The 23,912-nt window shown below is 39.6% G+C and carries 21 protein-coding genes, 1 tRNA gene and 1 other annotated feature; of the genes, 20 read left to right on the top strand and 2 right to left on the bottom strand.

The window, feature by feature from the left end; genetic code table 11:
- The first annotated feature begins 29 nt into the window (after positions 1-29).
- The 15 genes from ADH90_RS08880 (at position 30) to pyk (ending at position 16,208) form a co-directional block, all read left to right on the top strand.
- Positions 30-1,253 carry an FtsW/RodA/SpoVE family cell cycle protein gene (locus tag ADH90_RS08880; RefSeq protein ID WP_049530934.1) on the top strand — a complete coding sequence of 408 codons (1,224 nt, stop codon included), beginning with the start codon at positions 30-32 and terminating at the stop codon, positions 1,251-1,253.
- 10 nt (positions 1,254-1,263) lie between these two features.
- On the top strand, positions 1,264-1,815 hold the full coding sequence (locus tag ADH90_RS08875; protein ID WP_049530933.1) for a DJ-1 family glyoxalase III: 552 nt from the start codon (positions 1,264-1,266) through the stop codon (positions 1,813-1,815).
- 105 nt (positions 1,816-1,920) lie between these two features.
- Positions 1,921-2,484, top strand: a complete 564-nt coding sequence (locus tag ADH90_RS08870; RefSeq protein WP_049531027.1) for an HAD family hydrolase — start codon at positions 1,921-1,923, stop codon at positions 2,482-2,484.
- Between the two features lie 14 nt (positions 2,485-2,498).
- Complete coding sequence (gene gyrB, locus ADH90_RS08865) at positions 2,499-4,445, top strand: DNA topoisomerase (ATP-hydrolyzing) subunit B (RefSeq protein WP_049530932.1); 1,947 nt, start codon at positions 2,499-2,501, stop codon at positions 4,443-4,445.
- A gap of 81 nt (positions 4,446-4,526) precedes the next feature.
- Positions 4,527-6,254, top strand: a complete 1,728-nt coding sequence (gene ezrA, locus ADH90_RS08860; protein ID WP_049530931.1) for a septation ring formation regulator EzrA — start codon at positions 4,527-4,529, stop codon at positions 6,252-6,254.
- A 262-nt stretch (positions 6,255-6,516) separates the two neighbouring features.
- The gene (gene pgdA / locus ADH90_RS08855; protein WP_049530930.1) at positions 6,517-7,908 is read left to right on the top strand and encodes a peptidoglycan-N-acetylglucosamine deacetylase PgdA; all 1,392 of its coding nucleotides are present in this window, start codon (positions 6,517-6,519) and stop codon (positions 7,906-7,908) included.
- 88 nt (positions 7,909-7,996) lie between these two features.
- Positions 7,997-8,127: a sequence feature (ribosomal protein L20 leader region), on the top strand.
- A gap of 15 nt (positions 8,128-8,142) precedes the next feature.
- Complete coding sequence (gene infC, locus ADH90_RS08850; protein ID WP_000848177.1) at positions 8,143-8,673, top strand: translation initiation factor IF-3; 531 nt, start codon at positions 8,143-8,145, stop codon at positions 8,671-8,673.
- 32 nt (positions 8,674-8,705) lie between these two features.
- A complete protein-coding gene (gene rpmI, locus ADH90_RS08845; RefSeq protein ID WP_001125942.1) occupies positions 8,706-8,906 on the top strand; it encodes a 50S ribosomal protein L35 in 201 nt (66 codons plus the stop codon).
- A 50-nt stretch (positions 8,907-8,956) separates the two neighbouring features.
- Positions 8,957-9,316 (top strand): 50S ribosomal protein L20, encoded by a 360-nt coding sequence (gene rplT, locus ADH90_RS08840; protein WP_000124829.1) that lies wholly within the window; start codon positions 8,957-8,959, stop codon positions 9,314-9,316.
- A gap of 57 nt (positions 9,317-9,373) precedes the next feature.
- Positions 9,374-9,760, top strand: a complete 387-nt coding sequence (locus ADH90_RS08835) for a VOC family protein (RefSeq protein ID WP_000157160.1) — start codon at positions 9,374-9,376, stop codon at positions 9,758-9,760.
- A gap of 49 nt (positions 9,761-9,809) precedes the next feature.
- Positions 9,810-10,061: a phenylalanine--tRNA ligase beta subunit-related protein gene (locus tag ADH90_RS11825; protein WP_049530929.1), complete on the top strand. Its 252-nt coding sequence runs from the start codon at positions 9,810-9,812 to the stop codon at positions 10,059-10,061.
- A gap of 28 nt (positions 10,062-10,089) precedes the next feature.
- Positions 10,090-10,332 (top strand): hypothetical protein, encoded by a 243-nt coding sequence (locus tag ADH90_RS11820; RefSeq protein WP_049530928.1) that lies wholly within the window; start codon positions 10,090-10,092, stop codon positions 10,330-10,332.
- A 116-nt stretch (positions 10,333-10,448) separates the two neighbouring features.
- The gene (locus ADH90_RS08820) at positions 10,449-13,550 is read left to right on the top strand and encodes a DNA polymerase III subunit alpha (protein ID WP_049530927.1); all 3,102 of its coding nucleotides are present in this window, start codon (positions 10,449-10,451) and stop codon (positions 13,548-13,550) included.
- 80 nt (positions 13,551-13,630) lie between these two features.
- Positions 13,631-14,638, top strand: coding sequence for a 6-phosphofructokinase (pfkA, locus tag ADH90_RS08815; protein WP_049530926.1), 1,008 nt, complete (start codon positions 13,631-13,633; stop codon positions 14,636-14,638).
- A gap of 64 nt (positions 14,639-14,702) precedes the next feature.
- Complete coding sequence (gene pyk, locus ADH90_RS08810) at positions 14,703-16,208, top strand: pyruvate kinase (protein ID WP_049530925.1); 1,506 nt, start codon at positions 14,703-14,705, stop codon at positions 16,206-16,208.
- Between the two features lie 506 nt (positions 16,209-16,714).
- On the opposite strand, the gene ADH90_RS08805 is transcribed toward pyk, so the two are convergent.
- Positions 16,715-16,787, bottom strand: a tRNA-Thr gene (locus ADH90_RS08805).
- A gap of 122 nt (positions 16,788-16,909) precedes the next feature.
- Positions 16,910-17,653: a lysophospholipid acyltransferase family protein gene (locus ADH90_RS08800; protein WP_049530924.1), complete on the bottom strand. Its 744-nt coding sequence runs from the start codon at positions 17,651-17,653 to the stop codon at positions 16,910-16,912.
- Positions 17,654-17,784: 131 nt separating this feature from the next.
- On the opposite strand from ADH90_RS08800, the gene ADH90_RS08795 reads away from it, so the two are divergent.
- The 5 genes from ADH90_RS08795 to galE all read left to right on the top strand — a co-directional run bounded on the left by ADH90_RS08795 (position 17,785) and on the right by galE (position 23,912).
- The gene (locus ADH90_RS08795) at positions 17,785-20,112 is read left to right on the top strand and encodes a cation-translocating P-type ATPase (RefSeq protein ID WP_049530923.1); all 2,328 of its coding nucleotides are present in this window, start codon (positions 17,785-17,787) and stop codon (positions 20,110-20,112) included.
- A 101-nt stretch (positions 20,113-20,213) separates the two neighbouring features.
- Positions 20,214-20,891, top strand: coding sequence for a tRNA (adenine(22)-N(1))-methyltransferase (locus ADH90_RS08790; RefSeq protein WP_049530922.1), 678 nt, complete (start codon positions 20,214-20,216; stop codon positions 20,889-20,891).
- Positions 20,878-21,675: a Nif3-like dinuclear metal center hexameric protein gene (locus tag ADH90_RS08785; protein ID WP_049530921.1), complete on the top strand. Its 798-nt coding sequence runs from the start codon at positions 20,878-20,880 to the stop codon at positions 21,673-21,675. Before ADH90_RS08790 ends, ADH90_RS08785 begins: the two co-directional genes overlap by 14 nt.
- A 16-nt stretch (positions 21,676-21,691) precedes the next feature.
- The gene (locus tag ADH90_RS08780; protein ID WP_049530920.1) at positions 21,692-22,789 is read left to right on the top strand and encodes an NAD(P)/FAD-dependent oxidoreductase; all 1,098 of its coding nucleotides are present in this window, start codon (positions 21,692-21,694) and stop codon (positions 22,787-22,789) included.
- Between the two features lie 103 nt (positions 22,790-22,892).
- Complete coding sequence (galE, locus tag ADH90_RS08775; RefSeq protein ID WP_049530919.1) at positions 22,893-23,912, top strand: UDP-glucose 4-epimerase GalE; 1,020 nt, start codon at positions 22,893-22,895, stop codon at positions 23,910-23,912.

Below are 23,912 nucleotides of genomic sequence, written 5' to 3'. Positions count from 1 at the left end.
AAACATCTGAAAGAATGAAGGAGACCTTTATGAAACGTTCTCTCGACTCTCGGGTCGATTATAGTTTGATTTTACCAGTATTCTGTTTGCTGGTGATTGGAGTTGCGGCTATTTACATAGCTGTCAGTCATGACTATCCACATAATATTTGGCCTATTCTCGGTCAGCAACTAGCATGGATCGTCTTAGGAATTATCATCAGCTTTGTAGTCATGTTTTTTAATACAAAATTTTTATGGCAATCGACTCCCTATCTCTATGCCCTAGGTCTAGTCCTTATGGTTTTACCCTTGATTTTTTACAATCCCAATTTGGTGGCGGCAACAGGGGCTAAAAACTGGGTGTCAATTGGAGGAGTGACACTTTTCCAACCTTCCGAATTCATGAAAATTTCCTATATTTTAATCTTGGCTCGGGTCATTGTTCAATTCACACAGAAACACAAGGAAAGTGAACGAACGATTCCTTTAGACTTCCTCTTGATACTGTGGATGATTGTCTTCACACTGCCAGTCTTAGTTTTACTGGCCTTGCAGAGTGACTTAGGAACGGCTTTGGTTTTTGTCGCCATCTTTGCTGGACTCGTCTTGCTCTCTGGCGTTTCTTGGAAAATTATCATTCCAATTTTTGCGACAGTTGTATCAGGAATTGCAGGATTTTTGGCAATTTTCATCACAAAAGATGGGCGTGCTTTCATGCATCAGATTGGGATGCCAACCTATCAGATAAACCGTATCCTTGCTTGGCTCAATCCCTTTGATTATGCACAGACGACCACCTATCAACAGGCCCAAGGGCAAATCGCCATCGGGAGTGGAGGCTTATTTGGTCAAGGATTTAATGTATCCAATCTCCTTATTCCCGTTCGTGAGAGTGATATGATTTTTACAGTTATTGCAGAAGATTTTGGTTTTATCGGCTCTGTCCTCGTAATTACGCTTTATCTCCTACTTATCTATCGAATGTTAAAAATCACTCTGAAGTCCAATAATCAATTTTATACCTACATTTCAACTGGATTTATTATGATGCTCTTGTTCCATATCTTTGAAAATATCGGTGCAGTGACAGGTCTCCTTCCTCTGACGGGGATTCCTCTACCGTTCATTTCCCAAGGGGGATCAGCCATTATCAGTAATCTGATTGGTGTTGGTTTGCTTCTATCGATGAGTTATCAAACGCATCTAGCTGAAGAAAAGAGCGGTAAGACAAGATTTAAACGGAAAAAAGTTGTTTTGAAAAAAGTTAAATAAGGAGTAAATCATGGCTAAAGTAGCAGTTATCTTAGCAGATGGCTTTGAAGAAATCGAAGCCCTAACAGTTGTGGATGTATTACGTCGTGCCAATATTACTTGTCATATGGTTGGTTTTGAAGCCCGAGTGACGGGATCACATACCATCCAAGTACAAGCAGATCGTGTGTTTGATGGTGATTTATCTGAGTACGACATGATTGTCTTACCAGGAGGTATGCCAGGTTCAGCTCACTTGCGTGATAATGAGCAATTGATTGCTGAACTTCAAAAATTTGAGCAAGTTGGTAAAAAAGTAGCAGCCATTTGTGCAGCACCAATTGTACTGAATCGAGCTGGTCTCCTCAAGGATAAAGTGTTCACCTGCTATGATGGTGTCCAAGAGCAAATTGCTGATGGTCACTATCGCAAGGAAACAGTAGTTGTTGATGGTCAGCTGACTACTAGTCGCGGGCCAGCAACTGCCCTTGCCTTTGCTTATAACCTAGTGGAACAACTTGGTGGAGATGCAGATGCTTTGAGAGAAGCCATGCTCTATAGTGATGTGTTTGGATTAGATTAACTAAAACGAGAGGAATCTATCAATTAGGGGATTCTTCTCGTTTTTTACTGTTAAAATAGAAGGAAATCGTCGCTTTTTTGATAAAAAAATGCTATAATGAAGGGTATGAAATATCACGATTACATCTGGGATTTAGGTGGAACTTTACTTGATAATTATGAGACTTCGACCGCTGCTTTTGTGGAAACATTAGCTCAATTTGGAATCGAAGAAGAACATGATAAAGTTTACAATGCCTTGAAAGTGTCAACTGCTTTTGCGATTGACCAATTTGCCCCAACAATAGAGCATTTTTTAGAAAAATATAAGGAAAATGAAGCGCGAGAGCTTGAACATCCTGCCTTGTTTGAGGGAGTACCTGCTTTATTGGAGGAAATCTCAGATCAGGGAGGACGGAACTTTTTAGTTTCGCATCGCAATGACCAAGTTTTGGAAATCCTTGAAAAGACTGGAATTGCTGACTATTTTACAGAAGTAGTAACAGCTAGCTCTGGCTTTAAGAGAAAACCAAATCCAGAGTCTATGATCTATTTACGAGATAAGTACAAGATAAGCTCTGGCATCGTTATTGGTGATCGTCCTATCGATATTGAAGCTGGACAAGCGGCTGGCTTAGCGACGCATCTCTTTGAAAATATCGTGACATTGAGACAAGTATTAGAAATGTAAGAAAAAGGGAAAAAATGACAGAAGAAATCAAAAACCAACAGGCACAGGATTATGATGCCAGTCAGATTCAAGTTTTGGAAGGTTTGGAAGCCGTTCGTATGCGTCCTGGAATGTATATCGGATCGACTTCAAAAGAAGGTCTTCACCACCTAGTCTGGGAAATCGTTGATAACTCTATCGATGAGGCCTTGGCGGGATTTGCTAGTCATATTCAGGTCTTTATTGAGCCAGATGACTCTATCACGGTTGTTGATGATGGACGTGGTATCCCTGTTGATATTCAAGAAAAGACAGGCCGTCCTGCCGTTGAAACTGTCTTTACCGTTCTTCACGCTGGAGGTAAATTTGGCGGTGGCGGATACAAGGTTTCAGGTGGACTCCACGGTGTAGGTTCATCGGTTGTAAATGCCCTCTCAACTCAGTTAGATGTTCGTGTTCATAAAAATGGAAAAATCTATTACCAAGAATACCGTCGTGGACATGTTGTTGCTGACCTTGAGGTGATTGGAGATACAGATAAAACAGGTACAACCGTACACTTCACGCCAGACCCAGAGATTTTTACAGAAACAACAACTTTTGATTTTGATAAATTAAACAAGCGAATTCAGGAGCTAGCTTTTTTGAACCGTGGCCTTCAAATCTCCATCACTGACAAACGTGAGGGACTTGAACAAACAAGACACTACCACTACGAAGGTGGGATTGCGAGTTACGTTGAGTTTATCAATGAAAACAAGGATGTCATTTTTGAAAATCCAATCTACACTGATGGAGAAATGGATGATATCACAGTCGAAGTAGCCATGCAGTACACAACTGGTTACCATGAAAATGTCATGAGTTTCGCCAATAACATTCATACTCATGAAGGTGGAACCCATGAACAAGGGTTCCGTACAGCCTTAACCCGTGTCATTAACGACTACGCTCGTAAAAACAAACTCCTCAAAGACAATGAAGATAATCTAACAGGTGAGGATGTCCGTGAAGGATTGACTGCTGTTATCTCTGTGAAGCATCCAAACCCACAGTTTGAAGGACAAACGAAAACTAAACTTGGAAATAGTGAAGTTGTCAAGATTACCAACCGACTATTTAGTGAAGCATTTTCAGATTTCCTAATGGAAAATCCTCAGATTGCTAAGCGTATCGTTGAAAAAGGGATTCTGGCGGCTAAGGCGCGTGTCGCAGCCAAGCGTGCGCGTGAGGTTACTCGTAAGAAATCTGGTTTAGAGATTTCAAACCTTCCAGGGAAATTAGCAGATTGTTCCTCAAACAATTCAGCTGAAACTGAACTTTTCATCGTCGAAGGAGATTCAGCAGGAGGTTCTGCAAAGTCTGGTCGTGACCGTGAATTCCAAGCGATTTTACCAATTCGCGGTAAAATTCTCAACGTTGAAAAGGCCAGCATGGATAAAATCCTTGCCAATGAAGAAATCCGAAGCCTTTTCACAGCTATGGGAACAGGCTTCGGTGCTGAATTTGATGTCAGCAAGGCCCGTTACCAAAAACTCGTTATCATGACGGATGCCGATGTTGATGGAGCCCACATCCGTACCCTCTTGTTAACATTAATTTATCGTTATATGAAACCCGTTTTAGAAGCAGGTTATGTTTATATAGCTCAACCACCAATTTACGGTGTTAAGGTCGGCAGTGAAATTAAAGAATACATCCAACCTGGAGCAGATCAAGAAACCCGTCTACAGGAAGCCTTAGCTCGCTATAGTGAAGGACGTTCAAAACCAACTATTCAGCGTTATAAAGGTCTTGGAGAAATGGATGATCATCAACTTTGGGAAACAACCATGAACCCAGAACATCGTCTAATGGCGCGTGTATCAGTTGATGATGCTGCAGAAGCAGATAAAATCTTTGATATGCTCATGGGTGACCGCGTAGAACCACGTCGAGAATTTATCGAAGAAAATGCTGTCTACAGTACGCTTGACGTTTAAAAAAATTGGGAAATAGTTCCCATGGTTTGAAAAATATGATATAATCATTACAATTGTTTCATGTATAAAAAGGAGTTTGATATGTCTGATAATCTGTTGATTATTACTATGATTGCAATCGCGGCTCTTCTGATTATTGCATATGTTGTGGCAGTTTTGTTACGCAAACGCAATGAAAAGAGGCTGGCAGTATTAGAAGAAAGAAAGGAAGAGTTGTATAACCTTCCAGTTAACGATGAAGTAGAAGCTGTTAAGAATATGCATCTGATTGGTCAAAGTCAGATTGCATTTAGAGAGTGGAACCAAAAATGGGTAGACCTATCACTCAACTCATTTGCGGATATTGAGAATAATCTGTTTGAAGCAGAAGGGTACAATAATTCATTTCGCTTCTTGAAAGCTCAACACAAAATTGATCAAATTGAAAGCCAGATTACCCTTATCGAAGAAGATATTGCTTCCATTCGAAATGCTTTGGCAGATCTAGAAAAACAAGAATCCAAAAATAGTGGTCGTGTCTTGCATGCTTTAGATTTATTTGAAAGCCTGCAGAAAACAGTCGCAGGAGATTCTGAGAAATATGGTCAAGCACTTCCTGAAATTGAAAAACAATTGGAGAACATCCAATCTGAATTTTCTCAATTTGTGACGCTAAACTCTTCAGGAGATCCAGTTGAAGCAGCAGGAATTTTAGATAATGCTGAAAACCATATTCTCGCTTTGACACATATCGTGGAGAGAATTCCAGCAATTGTTACTAAACTAACGACTGAACTCCCTGATCAACTTGAAGATCTAGAGGCTGGCTATCGTAAGTTGCTTGATGCCAATTATCACTTTGTAGAAACTGACATTGAATCACGTTTACAGTTGTTGTATGAAGCCTTGAAAAATAACCAAGAAAATATTAAAAAATTGGAATTGGACAATGCTGAATATGAAAACACTCAGATTCAAGAAGAAATCAATGCTCTCTATAATATTTTCACACGAGAGATTGCTTCTCAAAAAGTTGTTGAAAACTTGTTGTCAACACTTCCAACTTATCTTGACCACTTAAAAGACAATAATCAGGTCTTGGTGAAAGATATCGAGCGTTTGAGCAAGACCTACTTGATGGCTGAGAGTGATGTAAATCATGTTCGTCGTCTTCAAGTGGATTTGGATTCCCTAGAACTTACAGTTAGTGATTTGACTTCAGAACAAGAGGAATATTCAGAAGCTTACTCTGTATTGGAAGAACGTTTAGAAAATGTTCAAGCTACATTAAAAGAAATTGAAGATGATCAAGTTTCAGTGAGCGAACGTCTAGTACAGATTGAAAAAGATGATGTTAATGCTCGTCAAAAGGCAAATGTTTACGTCAATCGCCTTCACACGATCAAGCGCTACATGGAAAAGAGAAATCTTCCAGGAATCCCACAGAACTTCTTGAAATTGTTCTTTGCTGCTAGCCATAGTACTGAGGATTTGATGGCAGAGTTGGAACAGTCACAAGTCAACATTGAGTCTGTCAATCGTATCCTAGAAATCGCGTCACATGATATGGAAGTTTTGGAAACAGAAACATACAGTATCGTGCAATATGCTACCTTGACAGAACAGTTGCTTCAATATTCTAATCGCTACAGATCATTTGATGAAGGAATTCAACAAGCCTTCCATGAATCTTTAGAAATCTTTGAAAATGCCTTTGATTATCAAGCATCTTTTGAAAAGATTTCCCAAGCTTTGGAAGTTGCTGAACCAGGAGTAACAAATCGCTTTGTTTCTTCATATGAAAAAACAAGAGAAATCATTCGATTTTAATCAAGTGAAGGCGGTGGGACAGAAATCGATAGACAAAGTCTCGATTTCGTAGTCCCAGCCCCGCGAAGATGATTAGGAGTTTTTGGAGTCTAAAAGACCAACAAAAAGTCCAATCAGCTACCGCGTCAAAGTTTGATTGCTAATAAAAAGTGAGGTAGGGATCTTTTGTCCCAACCTCTTTCTTTTACCGATCTTTTTCTAAAAAATGGACATTTTCCTATTTATCATTGAAATTATAGGCATGATTTGATATGATAAGACTATGACAAAAAAAAGAACAAGCCGTAAAGTAAACGACAGAAAGAGAAGAAATTTGTGGATTATTGTGGGGCTTCTATTCTTCACAATCTTAACATTAGGAGCAGGTATTGCTTATAAAGTCTTGACGAGGCAAGCTTTTGAGCAAAAAATTGAAGCACTGAAAAAAGAAAAAGATGACTCCTATTCACAAGGAAGTCAGAAAGATCATTTTCGTAAAGGGCAGGCAGAAATCATCACCTACTATCCTATGACGGGGGACAAGGTCATTACCCCTGTTCAGGATATCATTGTAAAAGATATCACGGATAAGGTAGAAGATAAGGAAGATTTGATCTTTTACTACTCTGAGAAAGATTCTTCTGCTATCAAGGGTATGGAGAGTCATCTTGTGAAAAAACAGGTCTATGATTTGAGTAATTCTACTGTTGTAGAATTAGAAAATACATCATTAGATCAGCTTTATCTTAAGGAAGATGGGACCCTGTTTACTTTAGATCAGCTCTTTACAGATGCTAGCAAAGCCAAAGAAACATTTCTTGAGAATATCAAGTCAACGCTCCAAGATAAAAAGCTTGAACAAACTCTTGTTGATCAAGTAATAGCCGATTTTTCAGCTAGCGATTTATCATCTTGGAAGTTCGCATACAAAGATAGTCAATTGGTGTTATATCCAGTCAAAGCAACTAATAATGTAGAAGAAATAGCTTTACCTATTTCAGACTTCTTTGATGTTATCCAATCCTCCTATCTAACTGAAAAGGATGCAGAGCTTTATAAGAAGGCTCAGGCTGAGAAAAATAAAAAAGTAGTAGCTCTTACCTTTGATGATGGACCGGACGGAAATACAACACCACAGGCATTGGATATCTTGGCTAAATACAAGATTAAAGCAACTTTCTTTGTCCAAGGAAAGAATATTGCAGGTAATGAGTCAATTCTTAAACGTATGCAGTCTGAAGGTCATGAAGTTGGAAACCATAGTTGGAATCATCCAATTTTAACAAAACTGTCACTGGAAGATGCTAAGAAACAGCTCACAGATACCGAAGACGCTATTACAAAAGTTCTTGGAAAAAGTTCTAAATTGATGCGTCCGCCATACGGTGCAATCTCAGATGATATTCGCAATAGCCTTGATTTAAGCTTTATTATGTGGGATGTGGATAGTTTGGATTGGAAGAGTAAAAATGAAGCAGCGATTTTGACAGAAATTCAACGCCAGGTAAGCAATGGATCTATCATTTTAATGCACGATATCCATCAAACATCTGTTAACTCACTACCCAAAGTAATTGAGTATTTACAGGGACAAGGTTATAGTTTTGTTACAGTCTCTGAATTACTAGGGAATCGTGTGAAGCCACATGAGATTTACTATTCTCGTAACCAGTAAGGTCATTGTCGGCAAATATTTAGAAAAAATTAAAAAAAGATAGTTTTAATCTTGACAAGTAGGGGAAAACTTGATATCATATAAAAGTTGAGAAAAGCAGAAGTGAGAACTTCTCGCCTTGCGACTAACGTTGTCTGGCCCCTACGGATCAAATTTCAGAAATGAAATACAATCATGTAGTGCGGGTTTGCGTTAGCAAGTCCGCTCTTGTTTTTCTCTAAATTAAAAAAAGAGGTGAAAACCATAGCAAAGCAAGACTTATTCATCAATGATGAAATTCGTGTACGCGAAGTTCGCTTAATCGGTCTTGAAGGTGAGCAATTGGGTATCAAACCACTAAGCGAAGCGCAAGCACTTGCGGACGAAGCTAATGTGGACTTGGTTCTCATTCAACCTCAAGCTAAACCTCCTGTTGCAAAAATTATGGACTACGGCAAGTTCAAATTTGAGTACCAGAAGAAACAAAAAGAACAACGCAAAAAACAAAGCGTTGTGACCGTGAAAGAAGTTCGTTTGAGCCCGGTTATTGACAAGGGTGACTTCGAAACTAAACTTCGCAATGCTCGCAAATTCCTTGAAAAAGGAAATAAAGTGAAGGTATCCATTCGTTTTAAGGGGCGTATGATCACCCATAAAGAGATTGGTGCAAAAGTTTTAGCCGAGTTCGCTGAAGCAACTCAAGATATTGCTATCATTGAACAACGTGCTAAAATGGATGGACGCCAAATGTTCATGCAATTGGCGCCAGCAACTGACAAAAAATAATTGTCAGAAAGTTAAATAAAGGAGAAAAAATCATGCCAAAACAAAAAACACACCGCGCATCAGCTAAACGTTTCAAACGTACAGGTTCTGGTGGACTTAAACGTTTCCGTGCTTACACTTCTCACCGTTTCCACGGAAAAACTAAAAAACAACGTCGTCATCTTCGTAAAGCATCTATGGTGCATTCAGGAGATTTCAAACGTATCAAAGCAATGCTTACTCGCTTGAAATAATCGCGTATTTGTAAGTAAACAATTCTAGGAAATATTTGGAGGAAATATAAATGGCACGTGTTAAAGGTGGCGTTGTATCACGCAAACGTCGTAAACGTATTCTTAAATTAGCAAAAGGTTACTATGGAGCTAAACACATCTTGTTCCGTACTGCAAAAGAACAAGTAATGAACTCTTACTACTATGCATACCGTGACCGTCGTCAAAAGAAACGTGACTTCCGTAAATTGTGGATCACACGTATCAATGCGGCAGCTCGTATCAACGGACTTTCATACTCACAATTGATGCATGGTTTGAAATTGGCTGAGATCGAAGTTAACCGTAAAATGCTTGCTGACTTGGCTGTTAACGATGCAGCAGCTTTCGCAGCTCTTGCAGATGCAGCTAAAGCAAAACTTGGTAAATAATTATTCATAAGACTGGTGCAAGTTTGTCCCAGTCTTTTTTAAACAAGGGAGAAAAAAATGGCTTCTAAAATGCTACACACTTGCTTGCGAGTTGAAAATCTTGAAAAATCAATCGCTTTTTATCAAGATGCTTTTGGTTTTAAGGAATTGCGTCGTAGAGACTTTCCAGACTATGCTTTCACTATTGTTTATCTTGGACTTGAAGGTGATGATTATGAATTGGAGTTGACTTACAACTATGATCACGGACCTTATGTTGTTGGTGACGGTTTTGCTCACATCGCCCTAAGTACACCTGACCTTGAGGCTCTTCACAAAGAACATAGCGACAAAGGATATGAAGTAACAGCGCCTAATGGACTTCCAGGGACTCAACCAAACTATTACTTTATCAAAGATCCAGATGGATACAAGGTAGAAGTGATTCGTGAGAATTCATTATAGTTCATATCGAGTAGCTTGTAGGCTACTCATTTTTTGAATTTGTAGTAGAATGAAAGAAAAAGAATGGCGTCAGGTGTTCACTAAATTTAAAACCAAAAAAGGTACTCGTTCTTCTATTGAGGCTTTATTAAAACGTGTGAGTCAAGGAAGAGAATTTAATCTAATAAATCATTTGGTAGATATCTATAATAGCGTTCACTTTCTTACGCAGTTCCTTGTGGGGGGAGAGGATTTAGCTAAGATTGTTGGTGACTTCTTGGAGGAGCACGAAGGAATGAATCCTTCTTCCACTAGGGACTGAAAGTGATGCTCCTGCATTAGCTGATGAAATGATTTATTTTGAAGAACAAGATGCGATTTGTCGCTGTTTAAACTGGCGTGAAGCCCAAAGAACCATGTTAATAGAAGAAACTAAAGATGCTGTTTTAGTCATTGAAGCTATCAATGAAGAGCAGGCATCACGAGCTCGGGAAGCAATGCTAGAATTACATACTAAAATTGGTAAATATTTCGGTGTTAGTGGCAAGATTAGTTACTTGATAACTACAAATCCTATCCTAGAGGTAGAATAATGAATGGGAATCACGGTTAATTCAACTGTGGTTCTTTTTTTCCAAGGGAAGAAAGAAATTGTTTTTCTATTTTTAAAAATGGTATAATATAAGGAGAAAAAGGGAGGTGATAGCGAGTGATTGCACAACTTGATACAAAAACGGTTTATAGTTTCATGGAGAGTATGATTTCCATTCAGAAGTATGTTGACCAAGGGAAAATATACGGCTACTCAGCACTTGGAATCATGGATATTGATAATCTCTATGGGGCTTATTATTTTATCAAAGAGTGCCAAAAGCAAGGGCTCCAGCCCTTATTAGGTCTTGAGGTGACCGTTCATCATAAGGAAGAACTGCTTAATCTGCGCTTTCTAGCCCTATCAAATCATGGTTATCGAAATCTCATGAAACTTTCGAGTCAAAAAATGACAGGTAAAAAGGAATGGACTGATTTTTCTCCTTACCTTGAAGATATTTGCATCATTGTTCCTTACTATCCTGAAATTGATTCCTTGGACCTAGGGCATGACTACTATATCGGAGTGTATCCAGATACACCTCAATCGAATTTTTCTTACCCCATTCTCCCACTTTATCGTGTTAATTCTTTCGAAGCTGAGGATTTAGAAACGCTCCAAATGCTCAAGGCGATTAAGGAAAATGTGACCTTGCGAGAGGTGGATGTTCAATCGCAACAAGGCTTGTTTTTACCTGCTGACCGTCTAGAACAATTTTTTGTAGAAAAGTTTCCAAAAGCTTTAGACAATCTATCTGAACTGATTGGAGCAACTACTTATGAGATTGATAGTAGCCTCAAGCTTCCACGCTTCAACCCGGAGCGTCCGGCTGTTGAAGAGTTGCGCGAAAGAGCTATCAAGGGCTTGGAACAGAAAGGCTTACTAGATTCAGTTTATCAGGTTCGTTTGGAAGAAGAACTATCTGTGATTCATGACATGGGATTCGATGACTATTTCTTGGTTGTCTGGGATCTCTTACGTTTCGGACGTTCTCAAGGATATTATATGGGTATGGGACGTGGATCTGCAGTTGGAAGTCTGGTGGCCTATGCCTTAGATATCACTGGTATTGACCCTGTGGCTAAGAATCTCATCTTTGAGCGCTTTTTAAATCGTGAACGTTATACCATGCCCGATATCGATATTGATATTCCCGATATCTATCGTCCTGAATTTATCCGCTATGTTCGTGACCGTTATGGTAGTATTCACGCTGCTCAGATAGTCACCTACTCGACTTTTGGTGCCAAACAGGCTATCCGAGATGTTTTTAAACGGTATGGTGTTCCCGAGTATGAGTTGACATCCATAACAAAAAAAATTGGTTTCAAAGATACCTTAACAAGTGCCTATGAAGGAAATCTAGGATTTAGACAACTGATTCAAGGTAAGATTGAGTACCAAAAGGCTTTTGAAATTGCTAAGAAGATTGAAGGCTATCCTCGGCAAACTTCCATCCACGCAGCTGGTGTTGTGATTAGTGATAAAAATCTAACGGACTATATTCCTCTTAAGTATGGTGAGGATATGCTCATTACCCAGTATGATGCGCATGGAGTTGAAGGAAATGGCTTGCTCAAAATGGATTTCTTGGGCTTACGAAACCTAACTTTTGCTCAAAAAATGCAGGAGCTCTTATTTGAAACTCAAGGAATTCAGTTAAGGATTGAGGAAATTGACCTTGAGGATAGGGAAACTTTAGCCCTCTTTGCAGCTGGGAAGACCAAGGGAATCTTTCAGTTTGAACAACCTGGGGCCATTCGCTTATTGAAACGAGTGAAACCACAAAATTTTGAAGAAGTAGTGGCGACGACTTCCTTGAACCGACCAGGTGCGAGTGACTATATCGACAACTTTGTGGCTCGAAAACATGGCAAAGAAAAAGTTACAGTGCTTGACCCAGTTTTGCAAGATATCCTAGCTCCAACCTATGGCATCATGCTTTATCAAGAGCAGGTGATGCAAGTCGCACAGCGTTATGCTGGTTTTAGCCTTGGGAAAGCCGATATGTTACGTCGTGCTATGGGGAAAAAGAATGCGGCTGAGATGCACCGAATGGAGGAGAGTTTTATCCAAGGTGCACTTGAAAATGGCCATAGCAAAGAACAGGCTCAAGAAGTTTTTGCTGTCATGGAAAAATTTGCTGGTTATGGTTTCAACCGATCGCATGCTTATGCTTATGCGGCTTTAGCTTTTCAACTTGCCTACTTTAAGACACATTATCCAGAAATCTTTTATCAAGTCATGCTCAATTATGCTAGTGGAGATTATATTCTCGATGCCCTTGAAATGGGTTTTGAACTAACACCACTCTCTATCAATACAATCCCATATCAGGATAAATTGACAGACCAGACTATTTACTTGGGACTTAAGAGCATCAAGGGGATGCCTCGAGATTTTGCCTATTGGATTTTAGAGAATCGTCCTTTTAGTAGTGTCGAAGATTTTGTCACTAGCTTGCCTAAAAATTATCAGAAGTTGAGTCTCTTAACTCCCCTAGTCGAGATTGGTTTATTCGATAGTTTCGAGAAAAATCGCCAAAAAATCTTATCCAACTTACCTACTTTATTTATTTTTGTGGAAGAATTGGGTAGTTTATTTGCAGATAATAGCTACAATTGGCTTGAGAGTGAGGATTTTACACAAGTCGAAAAGTTCCGTAAGGAACAGGAGTGGCTTGGAGTAGGTATCAGTCCGCATCCTTTATTGATCTTAGCAAAGAATCCTTTGTACCCAATTGTGAGTTTGTCTGAACTATTTGAAGGACAGACAGCTACAGTACTCGTTGAGATTCAGTCTATCCGAGTAATCAGAACTAAAAAAGGTGAAAACATGGCCTTTCTGAAAGTTAGTGATAGTAAAACTAAGCTTGAAGTCACAGTTTTTTCTGACCAGTATCGCCAATTTAAAAATCACTTACATGAAGGAAGTTTTTATTACCTAAATGGAAAAGTGCAAGCCAGAGATGGTCGTCTTCAATTAGTTTTAAATAATTTAAAAGAGGCAGTGAGTGAGCGTTTTTGGATTCAAGTTCCCAATCATGACCACGATTCTGAAATTTATCATATTTTAGAGCAATATAAGGGAGAAATTCCAGTCATCATTCGCTACGAAAATGAACAAAAAAATGTCCTTTTACCGAGTTATTTTGTTGCAAAAGATGTTAGTTTACAGGAATCTTTAAGTCAGATAGTTATGAAAACGATTTATCGTTAAAAATCAATGAAAATAAAAGAATTTTAACTTTAATTATGGTATAATCAGTTAGAATGTTAAAGAAAAAGGAGCAAAACCAAATGAAACGTATTGCTGTTTTGACTAGTGGTGGAGACGCCCCTGGTATGAATGCTGCTATCCGTGCGGTAGTTCGTCAAGCAATCTCAGAAGGAATGGAAGTTTTTGGTATCTATGATGGATACGCAGGTATGGTTGCCGGTGAAATTTATCCACTTGATGCTGCTTCTGTAGGAGACATCATTTCACGTGGTGGTACTTTCCTTCACTCTGCTCGTTACCCTGAGTTTGCAAAACTCGAAGGTCAACTTAAAGGGATTGAGCAGTTGAAAAAACACGGTATCGAAGGTGTTGTAGTTATCGGTGGTGACGGTTCTTATCACGGAGCTATGCGCTTGACTGAGCATGGATTCCCTGCTATTGGACTTCCAGGAACAATCGATAACGATATCGTAGGTACTGATTTCACAATCGGATTTGATACTGCAGTTACGACTGCTATGGATGCCATCGATAAGATTCGTGATACCTCATCAAGTCACCGTCGTACTTTTGTAGTTGAAGTAATGGGACGTAACGCTGGTGATATCGCTCTTTGGGCTGGTATTGCAACAGGTGCTGATGAAATTATCATCCCTGAAGAAGGATTCAAGATGGAAGACATCGTAGCAAGTATCAAGGCTGGATATGAACACGGTAAGAAACACAACATTATCGTTTTGGCAGAAGGTGTTATGTCAGCGGCAGAATTTGGTCAAAAACTAAAAGAAGCTGGAGATACAAGCGACCTTCGTGTAACTGAACTTGGTCACATCCAACGTGGTGGATCACCAACTGCTCGTGACCGTGTATTGGCGTCACGCATGGGTGCACATGCTGTTAAACTCCTTAAACAAGGAATCGGTGGTGTCGCTGTTGGTATTCGCAATGAGAAAATGGTTGAAAATCCAATTCTTGGAACTGCAGAAGAAGGAGCTTTATTTAGCCTAACAGCTGATGGTAAGATTGTTGTCAATAACCCTCACAAAGCTGATATTGAACTTTCTGACTTGAACAAGAGCTTGTCATAATCAACTTTAACTAATCTGGTAAAATGACCATAAAAGGTCTAAAAAATAAAGGAGTTTCATAATCATGAATAAACGTGTAAAAATCGTTGCAACTTTAGGTCCTGCGGTGGAAATCCGTGGTGGTAAAAAATTTGGTGATGACGGATATTGGGGTGAAAAGCTTGATGTTGAAGCATCAGCAAAAAACATTGCTCAATTGATTGAAGCTGGAGCTAACACTTTCCGTTTCAACTTCTCACACGGTGACCACCAAGAACAAGGTGACCGTATGGCGACTGTTAAACTTGCAGAAAAACTTGCAGGTAAAAAAGTTGGTTTCCTTCTTGATACTAAAGGACCAGAAATCCGTACTGAATTGTTCGAAGGTGAAGCTAAAGAGTATTCATACAAAACTGGTGAAAAAATCCGCGTTGCAACTAAACAAGGAATCAAATCAACTCGTGAAGTGATTGCTTTGAACGTTGCTGGAGCACTTGACATCTATGATGATGTTGAAGTTGGTCGTCAAGTATTGGTTGACGATGGTAAACTTGGTCTTCGTGTTGTAGAAAAAGACGATGCAACTCGTGAATTTGTCGTTGAAGTTGAAAATGACGGTGTTATCGCTAAACAAAAAGGTGTAAACATCCCTAACACTAAAATTCCTTTCCCAGCTCTTGCTGAACGTGATAACGCTGATATCCGCTTCGGTTTGGAACAAGGTATCAACTTCATCGCGATCTCATTCGTACGTACTGCAAAAGACGTGAATGAAGTTCGTGCAATCTGTGAAGAAACTGGTAATGGTCACGTTCAATTGTTTGCGAAAATCGAAAACCAACAAGGTATCGAAAACTTGGATGAAATTATTGAAGCTGCTGACGGTATCATGATCGCTCGTGGTGACATGGGTATCGAAGTACCATTTGAAATGGTTCCAGTTTACCAAAAAATGATCATTACTAAAGTGAACGCTGCTGGTAAAGTTGTTATCACTGCAACAAACATGCTTGAAACAATGACTGAAAAACCACGTGCAACTCGTTCAGAAGTATCAGACGTATTTAACGCTGTTATCGATGGAACTGATGCTACAATGCTTTCAGGTGAGTCAGCAAATGGTAAATACCCACTTGAGTCTGTTCGTACAATGGCAACTATCGATAAGAACGCACAAACTCTTCTTAACGAATACGGACGTTTGAACTCAGATACTTTCGAACGTAACTCTAAGACAGAAGTTATGGCTTCAGCTGTTAAAGATGCTACAAACTCAATGGACATTAAATTGGTTGTAACTCTTACTAAGACTGGTCACACAGCACGTTTGATCTCTAAATATCGTCCAAATGCTGATATTTTGGCATTGACATTTGACGAATTGACAGAACGTGGATTGATGTTGAACTGGGGTGTTATCCCAATGTTGACAGAAGCTCCATCATCAACTGATGACATGTTCGAAATTGCTGAACGTAAAGCAGTTGAAGCAGGTCTTGTACAATCTGGTGACGATATCGTTATCGTTGCAGGTGTGCCACTTGGTGAAGCAGTTCGTACTAACACAATGCGTATCCGCACTGTACGTTAATCTAACATTAAAAAGCCTATCATATCAAGCTTTCTAGCTTGTGTGATAGGTCTTTTTTTGTGACGAGGGGCAAAAATATCATTTTCCTTTCAATACTAAGGTATATAATACAGTTTGCCCTATAACTTTTGCTGTAATTATAGATTGCAATGGTCATCTTTCTATCATTATGACTAAACCTAGCTAGGATTTTTTGGATAATAAGTCTATAAGTGTATAATTGAGGCTTGAGCTTATTACTGTTTGTGCAGAAAGGATTGCTAAAAGATAGGGTTTAGTAGTGTTTAGGAAAATAAAAAAAGCTCTCTGGAAAAACCAGAAAGCTTGAGAGGCATCTCCATGTGAGAAATCGGTTCACACAATTTCTCAAGGTCCGCTCCTGCGTTATGACCTCCTTTGCTCAATAGTAGCTCTCGCTACATATCGACTCATCGCAAAACTTATTTTACTATAAGGTCGAAAAAAAGTCAATAAAAAAGTTCCTATAAAAAGGAACTGTTAAACAATGCTAATTGCCGGGATCGAACCGGCGACCTCATCCTTACCATGGATGCGCTCTGCCTACTGAGCTAAATCAGCTTACTTAAAAAGTATACTATAGAATCAAATCTTTGTCAATAAAATGTTTTATTTAAAAGTAATCAGCTATCAGTCAAACTAAAATGGCTTAAGAGAATATCCCTCAGCCATTTTATTCTAACCTAATTGATTTTGTTTTTTTCTGGATTCCAGATAAAGCTTGCGATGAAGCTAAAGATGATGGTAACAATTGCAACTAAGACAGCAAGAATCAGTGCTGGTATGCGAATAAACCACCACAAAGGATTTGGTTTTTTGTTATCGTGCCATTGTTTTGTTTCCTCATCCAGACGTTGGAATTCTGATTGAATACGTTCAGCAACAATCTCAATTCCTTCATCATTCATTTTCTTAATGTCTGAGATATCTATAGGATTTCCGAAGTTCATATCGACACGTTCACGACTGATGAGTCCTTTTAAGGTCATTGGACCAGTATAAGTAACTGGCATGATGCGAACCTTGGCCATTTTAGCAATCAGAGCTACGCCACCTTTGACATCGTTAGAATGACGACTGCCGCTTGGAAACATGATGAGAGATCGGTCGCTCTTTTTAAGTACATTAATAGGATACTTAATGGCAGAAGCGCTAGGATTTTCCCGATCAATAGGAAAGGCACCACACATACGAATCCACCAACCAAAGATTCGGTTGGAGAAAAGTTCCTTTTTAGCCATAAACACAAACTGTTTCGGTTTGGTCGCAAATGCCATGTAGACAGGATCCCACCAGGTACGATGGGGAGCAACTAGGATATAGTTTTCATCTTGACTCGGAATTTTATTGGTATTATGATAATGAGCATTACCGTTGATAGACCAGAGAATCAACATAACGAGCCCACGAAGATAAGTATAAAACATGGTGTCTCCTTCAAATTTCTTTCTTTTATTATACCTTATCGTTGTAGGACAGGCAAATTTTTTTTGTATAGGCGGAAAAGCTCTTTATATGAAATTAGAATTATTTTAAAAAAAATGATATGATAAAGATTATGGATAAAAATAAAATTATAGGCTTAAGCCAATCAGAAGTTAATGAACGTCAGAAACAGGGGCAGGTCAATGATTTCAAAGCGTCAGCTAGTACCAGTACTTGGCAGATTGTAAAACGAAATGTTTTTACTCTCTTCAATGCTTTAAACTTTGCTATTGCCTTAGCACTTGCCTTTGTTCAAGCCTGGAGTAACCTAGTTTTCTTTGCGGTTATCTGCTTTAATGCATTTTCTGGGATTGTAACCGAGCTACGTGCCAAACATATGGTTGATAAGCTCAATCTCTTGAATAAAGAAAAGATTATCACTATTCGTGATGGACAAGAGATAGCTCTGGATTCTGAGGAGCTTGTTTTGGACGATGTGATTCGCTTGTCAGCAGGGGATCAGATTCCAAGTGATGCGATTGTATTAGAAGGTTTTGCAGAAGTCAACGAAGCCATGTTAACGGGTGAGAGCGACTTGGTGCAAAAAGAAGTAGAAGACCTAATGTTGTCAGGTAGCTTTCTTGCAAGTGGCTCTGTCTTTGCTCAAGTTCATCATGTAGGGGCAGATAACTATGCAGCCAAACTCATGCTTGAAGCTAAAACTGTTAAACCGATTAACTCACGTATCATGAAATCGCTAGACCAGTTAGCTGGCTTTACTGGGAAAATCATTATTCCATTTGGAATTGCTCTTTTGCTTGAAGCTTTGGTCTTGAAAGGTTTACCACTGAAGTCTTCTGTAGTGAATTCATCTACAGCCCTTTTGGGGATGTTGCCTAAGGGAATCGCGCTCTTGACTATCACCTCTCTCTTAACCGCTGTTATCAAGCTTGGTTTGAAAAAGGTTTTGGTACAGGAGATGTATTCTGTTGAGACCTTAGCACGTGTCGATATGCTCTGCTTGGATAAGACAGGTACCATCACCCAAGGTAAGATGCAGGTTGAGACTGTCCTTCCTCTGACTCAGGCTTTTGATAAAGATGCTATTGCTAAAATACTAACCAGCTATATGGCTAACAGTGAGGATAAAAATCCAACTGCTCAAGCTATTCGAAAGCGTTTTGTGGGAGAAGTAGCTTATCCGATGATTTCTAGTCTTCCATTTTCAAGCGATCGAAAATGGGGAGCAATGGAGTTAGAAGGTATCGGAACTGTTTTCCTAGGTGCACCGGAAATGTTGTTGGATGCTGAAGTTCCTGAAGCTAGAGAAGCTCTTGAACGAGGATCTCGTGTCTTGGTGTTAGCGCTCAGTCAAGAAAAACTTGACCATCACAAGCCATCTGATATTCAGGCTTTGGCTTTGCTTGAGATTCTAGATCCGATTCGAGAAGGTGCTGCTGAGACGCTAGACTATCTTCGTTCTCAGGAAGTGGGGCTGAAAATTATCTCTGGTGATAATCCAGTTACCGTTTCAAGTATTGCTCAAAAAGCTGGTTTTGCAGATTACCACAGCTACGTAGATTGCTCGAAAATTAATGATGAAGAATTGATAGCCATGGCTGAGGAAACAGCCATTTTCGGACGTGTCTCGCCTCATCAAAAGAAACTAATCATCCAAACTCTGAAAAAAGCAGGTCATACGACTGCTATGACAGGGGATGGTGTCAATGATATCCTAGCTCTCCGTGAGGCAGACTGTTCCATTGTTATGGCTGAAGGAGACCCAGCAACTCGTCAGATTGCAAATCTGGTCCTCTTGAACTCAGACTTCAATGATGTTCCTGAGATTCTTTTTGAAGGTCGTCGTGTGGTCAATAACATTGCCCACATTGCTCCAATTTTCTTGATTAAGACCATCTATTCCTTCCTGCTCGCAGTCATTTGTATTGCGAGTGCATTGTTGGGACGTACTGAATGGATTTTAATTTTCCCATTCATTCCGATTCAGATAACTATGATTGACCAGTTCGTGGAAGGCTTCCCACCGTTCGTATTGACCTTTGAGAGAAACATCAAACCTGTTGAACAAAACTTTCTCAGAAAATCCATGCTCCGTGCTTTACCAAGTGCCTTGATGGTAGTCTTTAGTGTTCTCTTTGTTAAAATTTTTGGAACCAGTCAAGGTTGGTCAGCCATTGAAATTTCGACACTTTTGTATTATCTGTTAGCATCGATTGGTTTCATGTCTGTAGTTAGAGCTTGCTTGCCATTTAGTCTATGGCGTGTGCTCTTGATTGTTTGGTCAGTTGGTGGCTTCCTTGGAACTGCTCTATTTCCAAGAATCCAAAAACTACTTGAAATTTCAACACTGACAGGACAAACATTACCTGTCTATGGCATCATGATGTTAATCTTTATTGTGATTTTTATCTTGACGAGTCGTTATCAATCTAGAAAATAGAGAAAGACTGCAATCCATGATTGCTGTCTTTTTTAGGTGCAGGATTGCCAGATAAAATATGGTATAATAAAGGGAAATAGAGTTTTTGAAAGTGAGAGAAGATGATTTCAAAGAGATTAGAAACAGTAGCTTCTTTTGTTCCCCAAGGAGCTGTTTTGCTGGACGTCGGGAGCGATCATGCTTATTTACCTATTGAATTAGTTGAAAAAGGTCATATTGAAGCTGCCATCGCGGGTGAAGTTGTAGAGGGACCCTATCAATCTGCAGTTAGAAATGTTGAAAGTCATGGCTTAACTGAGAAAATTCAGGTTCGTTTAGCCAATGGTTTAGCAGCTTTCGAAGAAAGTGACCAGGTTTCTGTTATCACTATTGCTGGGATGGGAGGTCACTTGATTGCTACGATATTAGAAGAAGGATTGGACAAACTAGCCGATGTTGAGCGATTGATTCTTCAACCCAATAATCGTGAAGACGAGTTGCGTAGTTGGTTACAAGAACATGGTTTTCAAATTATGGCAGAAAGTATCCTAGAAGAAGCTGGAAAATTTTACGAGATTCTAGTTGTGGAAGCTGGAGAAATGAAATTGTCAGCAAGTGACACCCGTTTTGGTCCTTTTCTATCTAAAGAACTTAGTCCCGTATTTGTTCAGAAATGGCAAAAAGAAGCAAGTAAGCTAGGATTTGCCCTTAGTCAAATTCCAGAAAAAAATCAAGAAGAACGTCAGGTTCTGGCTGATAAAATTCAAGCCATCAAGGAGGTGCTCCATGAAAGCAAGTGAAGTGATTAAGCGTTATGAAGCCTATTGCCCACAAGAATTTTCTATGGAAGGCGATAGTCGTGGTTTGCAGATTGGTACCTTAGACAAGGACATCCAAAAAGTCATGGTTGCCCTTGATATACGTGAAGATACAGTGGCAGAAGCTATTGAAAAGGGTGTAGATTTGATTATCGCTAAGCACGCGCCTATCTTCCGTCCGATAAAGGACTTGGTAGCTAGTCGCCCTCAAAATCAGATTTATATTGATCTTATTAAGCATGATATTGCAGTCTACGTTAGCCATACTAATATTGATATTGTTGAAAACGGCCTTAATGACTGGTTCTGCCAACTATTGGATATTAAGGATACAACGTATTTACAGGAGACAGGTCCTGAACGTGGGATCGGACGTATTGGCAATATTAAACCTCAAACGTTTGAAGAATTTGCTAGTCATGTTAAGGAAGTATTTAGTCTAGATAGTCTTCGTATGGTGTATTATAAAGAGACTGATTTGCAAAAAACAATCTCAAGAGTAGCTATTTGTGGTGGCAGTGGGCAGTCTTTCTACTCTGATGCAATAGCAAAAGGAGCAGATGTCTACATTACTGGTGACATCTATTACCACACTGCCCAAGATATGTTGTCAGACGGCTTGTTGGCTCTGGATCCAGGCCACTATATTGAAGTTCTCTTTGTTGAAAAAATTGCAGCGTTCCTGAACGAATGGAAGGAAGAAAATGATTGGCCTTTAGAGGTTATCGCAAGTCAGGCATCGACAAATCCATTCCATCATATCTAGTTAGAAGGTGAAGACAATGAAAAAAGTTGCCATTGTAGGAGCAGGAATTGTAGGGGCAACGGTTGCCTACTATCTTTCTAAAGAAACTGATATCGAAGTAACTGTCTTTGATCATGGGCACGGACAAGCGACCAAGGCAGCGGCAGGGATTATCAGCCCCTGGTTTTCTAAACGACGCAATAAGGTCTGGTACAAGATGGCGCGCCTAGGAGCAGATTTTTATGTAGATTTATTAGCTGATATAGAAAAATCTGGTCAAAAGGTAGATTTTTACCAACGCTCAGGAGTCTTTCTTCTTAAAAAAGATGAGTCCAAACTAGAGGAACTCTATCAACTAGCCTTGCAACGTAGAGATGAATCTCCCTTGATAGGGAAATTAGCCATTCTGGATCAAGAGTCTGCGAGTAAGTTATTCCCTGGTCTAAAGGGATTTGAGAGATTGCTTTATGCTTCTGGTGGAGCTCGAGTAGATGGGCAACTCCTAGTGAGTCGTTTACTGGATGCCAGTCAGGTTAAGGTCGTAAATAAAGAGGTTAGTCTAACCCCTTTATTATCAGGCTATCAGATAGACAATCAAATATTTGATCAAGTAATTTTATCTACGGGAGCTTGGCTTGGACACATTTTGGAGCCTTTAGGCTATGAGGTGGATGTTCGTCCTCAAAAAGGTCAACTTAGAGATTATCAGGTTGATTTAGACATGGCAAGCTATCCTGTTGTCATGCCGGAAGGTGAGTGGGATTTGATACCATTTCCTGGAGGCAAGTTATCTCTAGGAGCTACCCATGAGAATGACATGGGATTTGATCTTACAGTCGATAAAAATTTGCTCCAACAAATGGCTGAGGCAGCGAATCCATTTTATCCGAGTTTAAAGGATGCAGTTTTATCTGGTGAACGTGTAGGAATTCGGGCTTATACGAGTGACTTTTCTCCATTTTTCGGACAGGTTCCAAACTTATCAGGAGTCTATACAGCAAGTGGTCTAGGATCTTCAGGGTTAACGACTGGTCCTATTATCGGTTATCATCTAGCTCAAATGCTTCAAGGGAGAAAAGGAGTATTGGATCCAGCAGATTATCCGACTGAAAGATACATTAAAAAGAAACAATAGTAAACCTTTTACCTAGTTTTTACGATAGTCTTAGGAAAGTAAATGACTTTCCCTATCAAAAATGGTAAAATGAAAAAAATAATCCAAGAATTGAGGAAATAAAATGCAAGAAAAAATTCTGGTAACAGGTGGAGCAGGTTTTATCGGAACTCACACTGTCATTGAATTGGTCCAAGCTGGACACCAAGTAGTTGTCGTGGATAATTTGGTAAACAGTAGTCGTAAAAGTCTTGAAGTAGTCGAAAGAATCACTGGGGTAGAAATTCCTTTCTACGAAGCAGATATTCGTGACACAGATACACTTCGTGATATTTTCAAACATGAAGAACCAACAGGTGTGATTCATTTTGCTGGTTTGAAAGCTGTAGGTGAGTCTACACGTATCCCACTTGCCTACTATGATAACAATATCGCTGGAACTGTCAGTCTCTTGAAAGTTATGGAAGAGACAAACTGTAAGAATATCATCTTCAGTTCATCAGCAACTGTTTATGGAGATCCTCATACAGTCCCAATCCTAGAAGATTTCCCTCTTTCAGCTACAAATCCATATGGTCGTACCAAGCTAATGCTGGAAGAAATCTTGACAGATATCTATAAAGCAGATTCAGAGTGGAACGTTGTTTTACTTCGTTACTTCAACCCAATCGGTGCGCATAAGAGTGGTGACCTAGGAGAAAATCCAAACGGTATTCCAAATAACCTCCTTCCATATGTGACACAAGTTGCAGTTGGTAAGTTGGAACAAGTTCAGGTCTTTGGAGACGACTACGATACTGAAGATGGAACAGGTGTACGTGACTATATCCACGTCGTTGACCTAGCAAAAGGGCACGTTGCGGCACTTAAGAAGCTTCAAAAAGGTTCAGGACTAAACATTTACAACCTTGGTACAGGAAAAGGCTACTCAGTTCTTGAAATTATCCAAAATATGGAAAAAGCAGTCGGACGTCCTATTCCATACCGTATTGTTGAACGTCGCCCAGGTGATATTGCAGCTTGCTACTCAGATCCAGCAAAAGCTAAGGAAGAGCTAGGATGGGAAGCAGAACTTGGTATTACAGAGATGTGTCAAGACGCATGGCGTTGGCAAAGCAAGCATCCAAACGGATTTGAAGACTAA

The sequence above is a fragment of the Streptococcus pseudopneumoniae genome, assembly GCF_001073085.1.
In the GTDB taxonomy this organism is placed as follows: Bacteria; Bacillota; Bacilli; order Lactobacillales; family Streptococcaceae; genus Streptococcus; species Streptococcus pseudopneumoniae_M.
The sequence above is the reverse complement of the archived record's forward strand: the minus strand, read 5'-3'. Positions and strand labels throughout refer to the sequence as shown.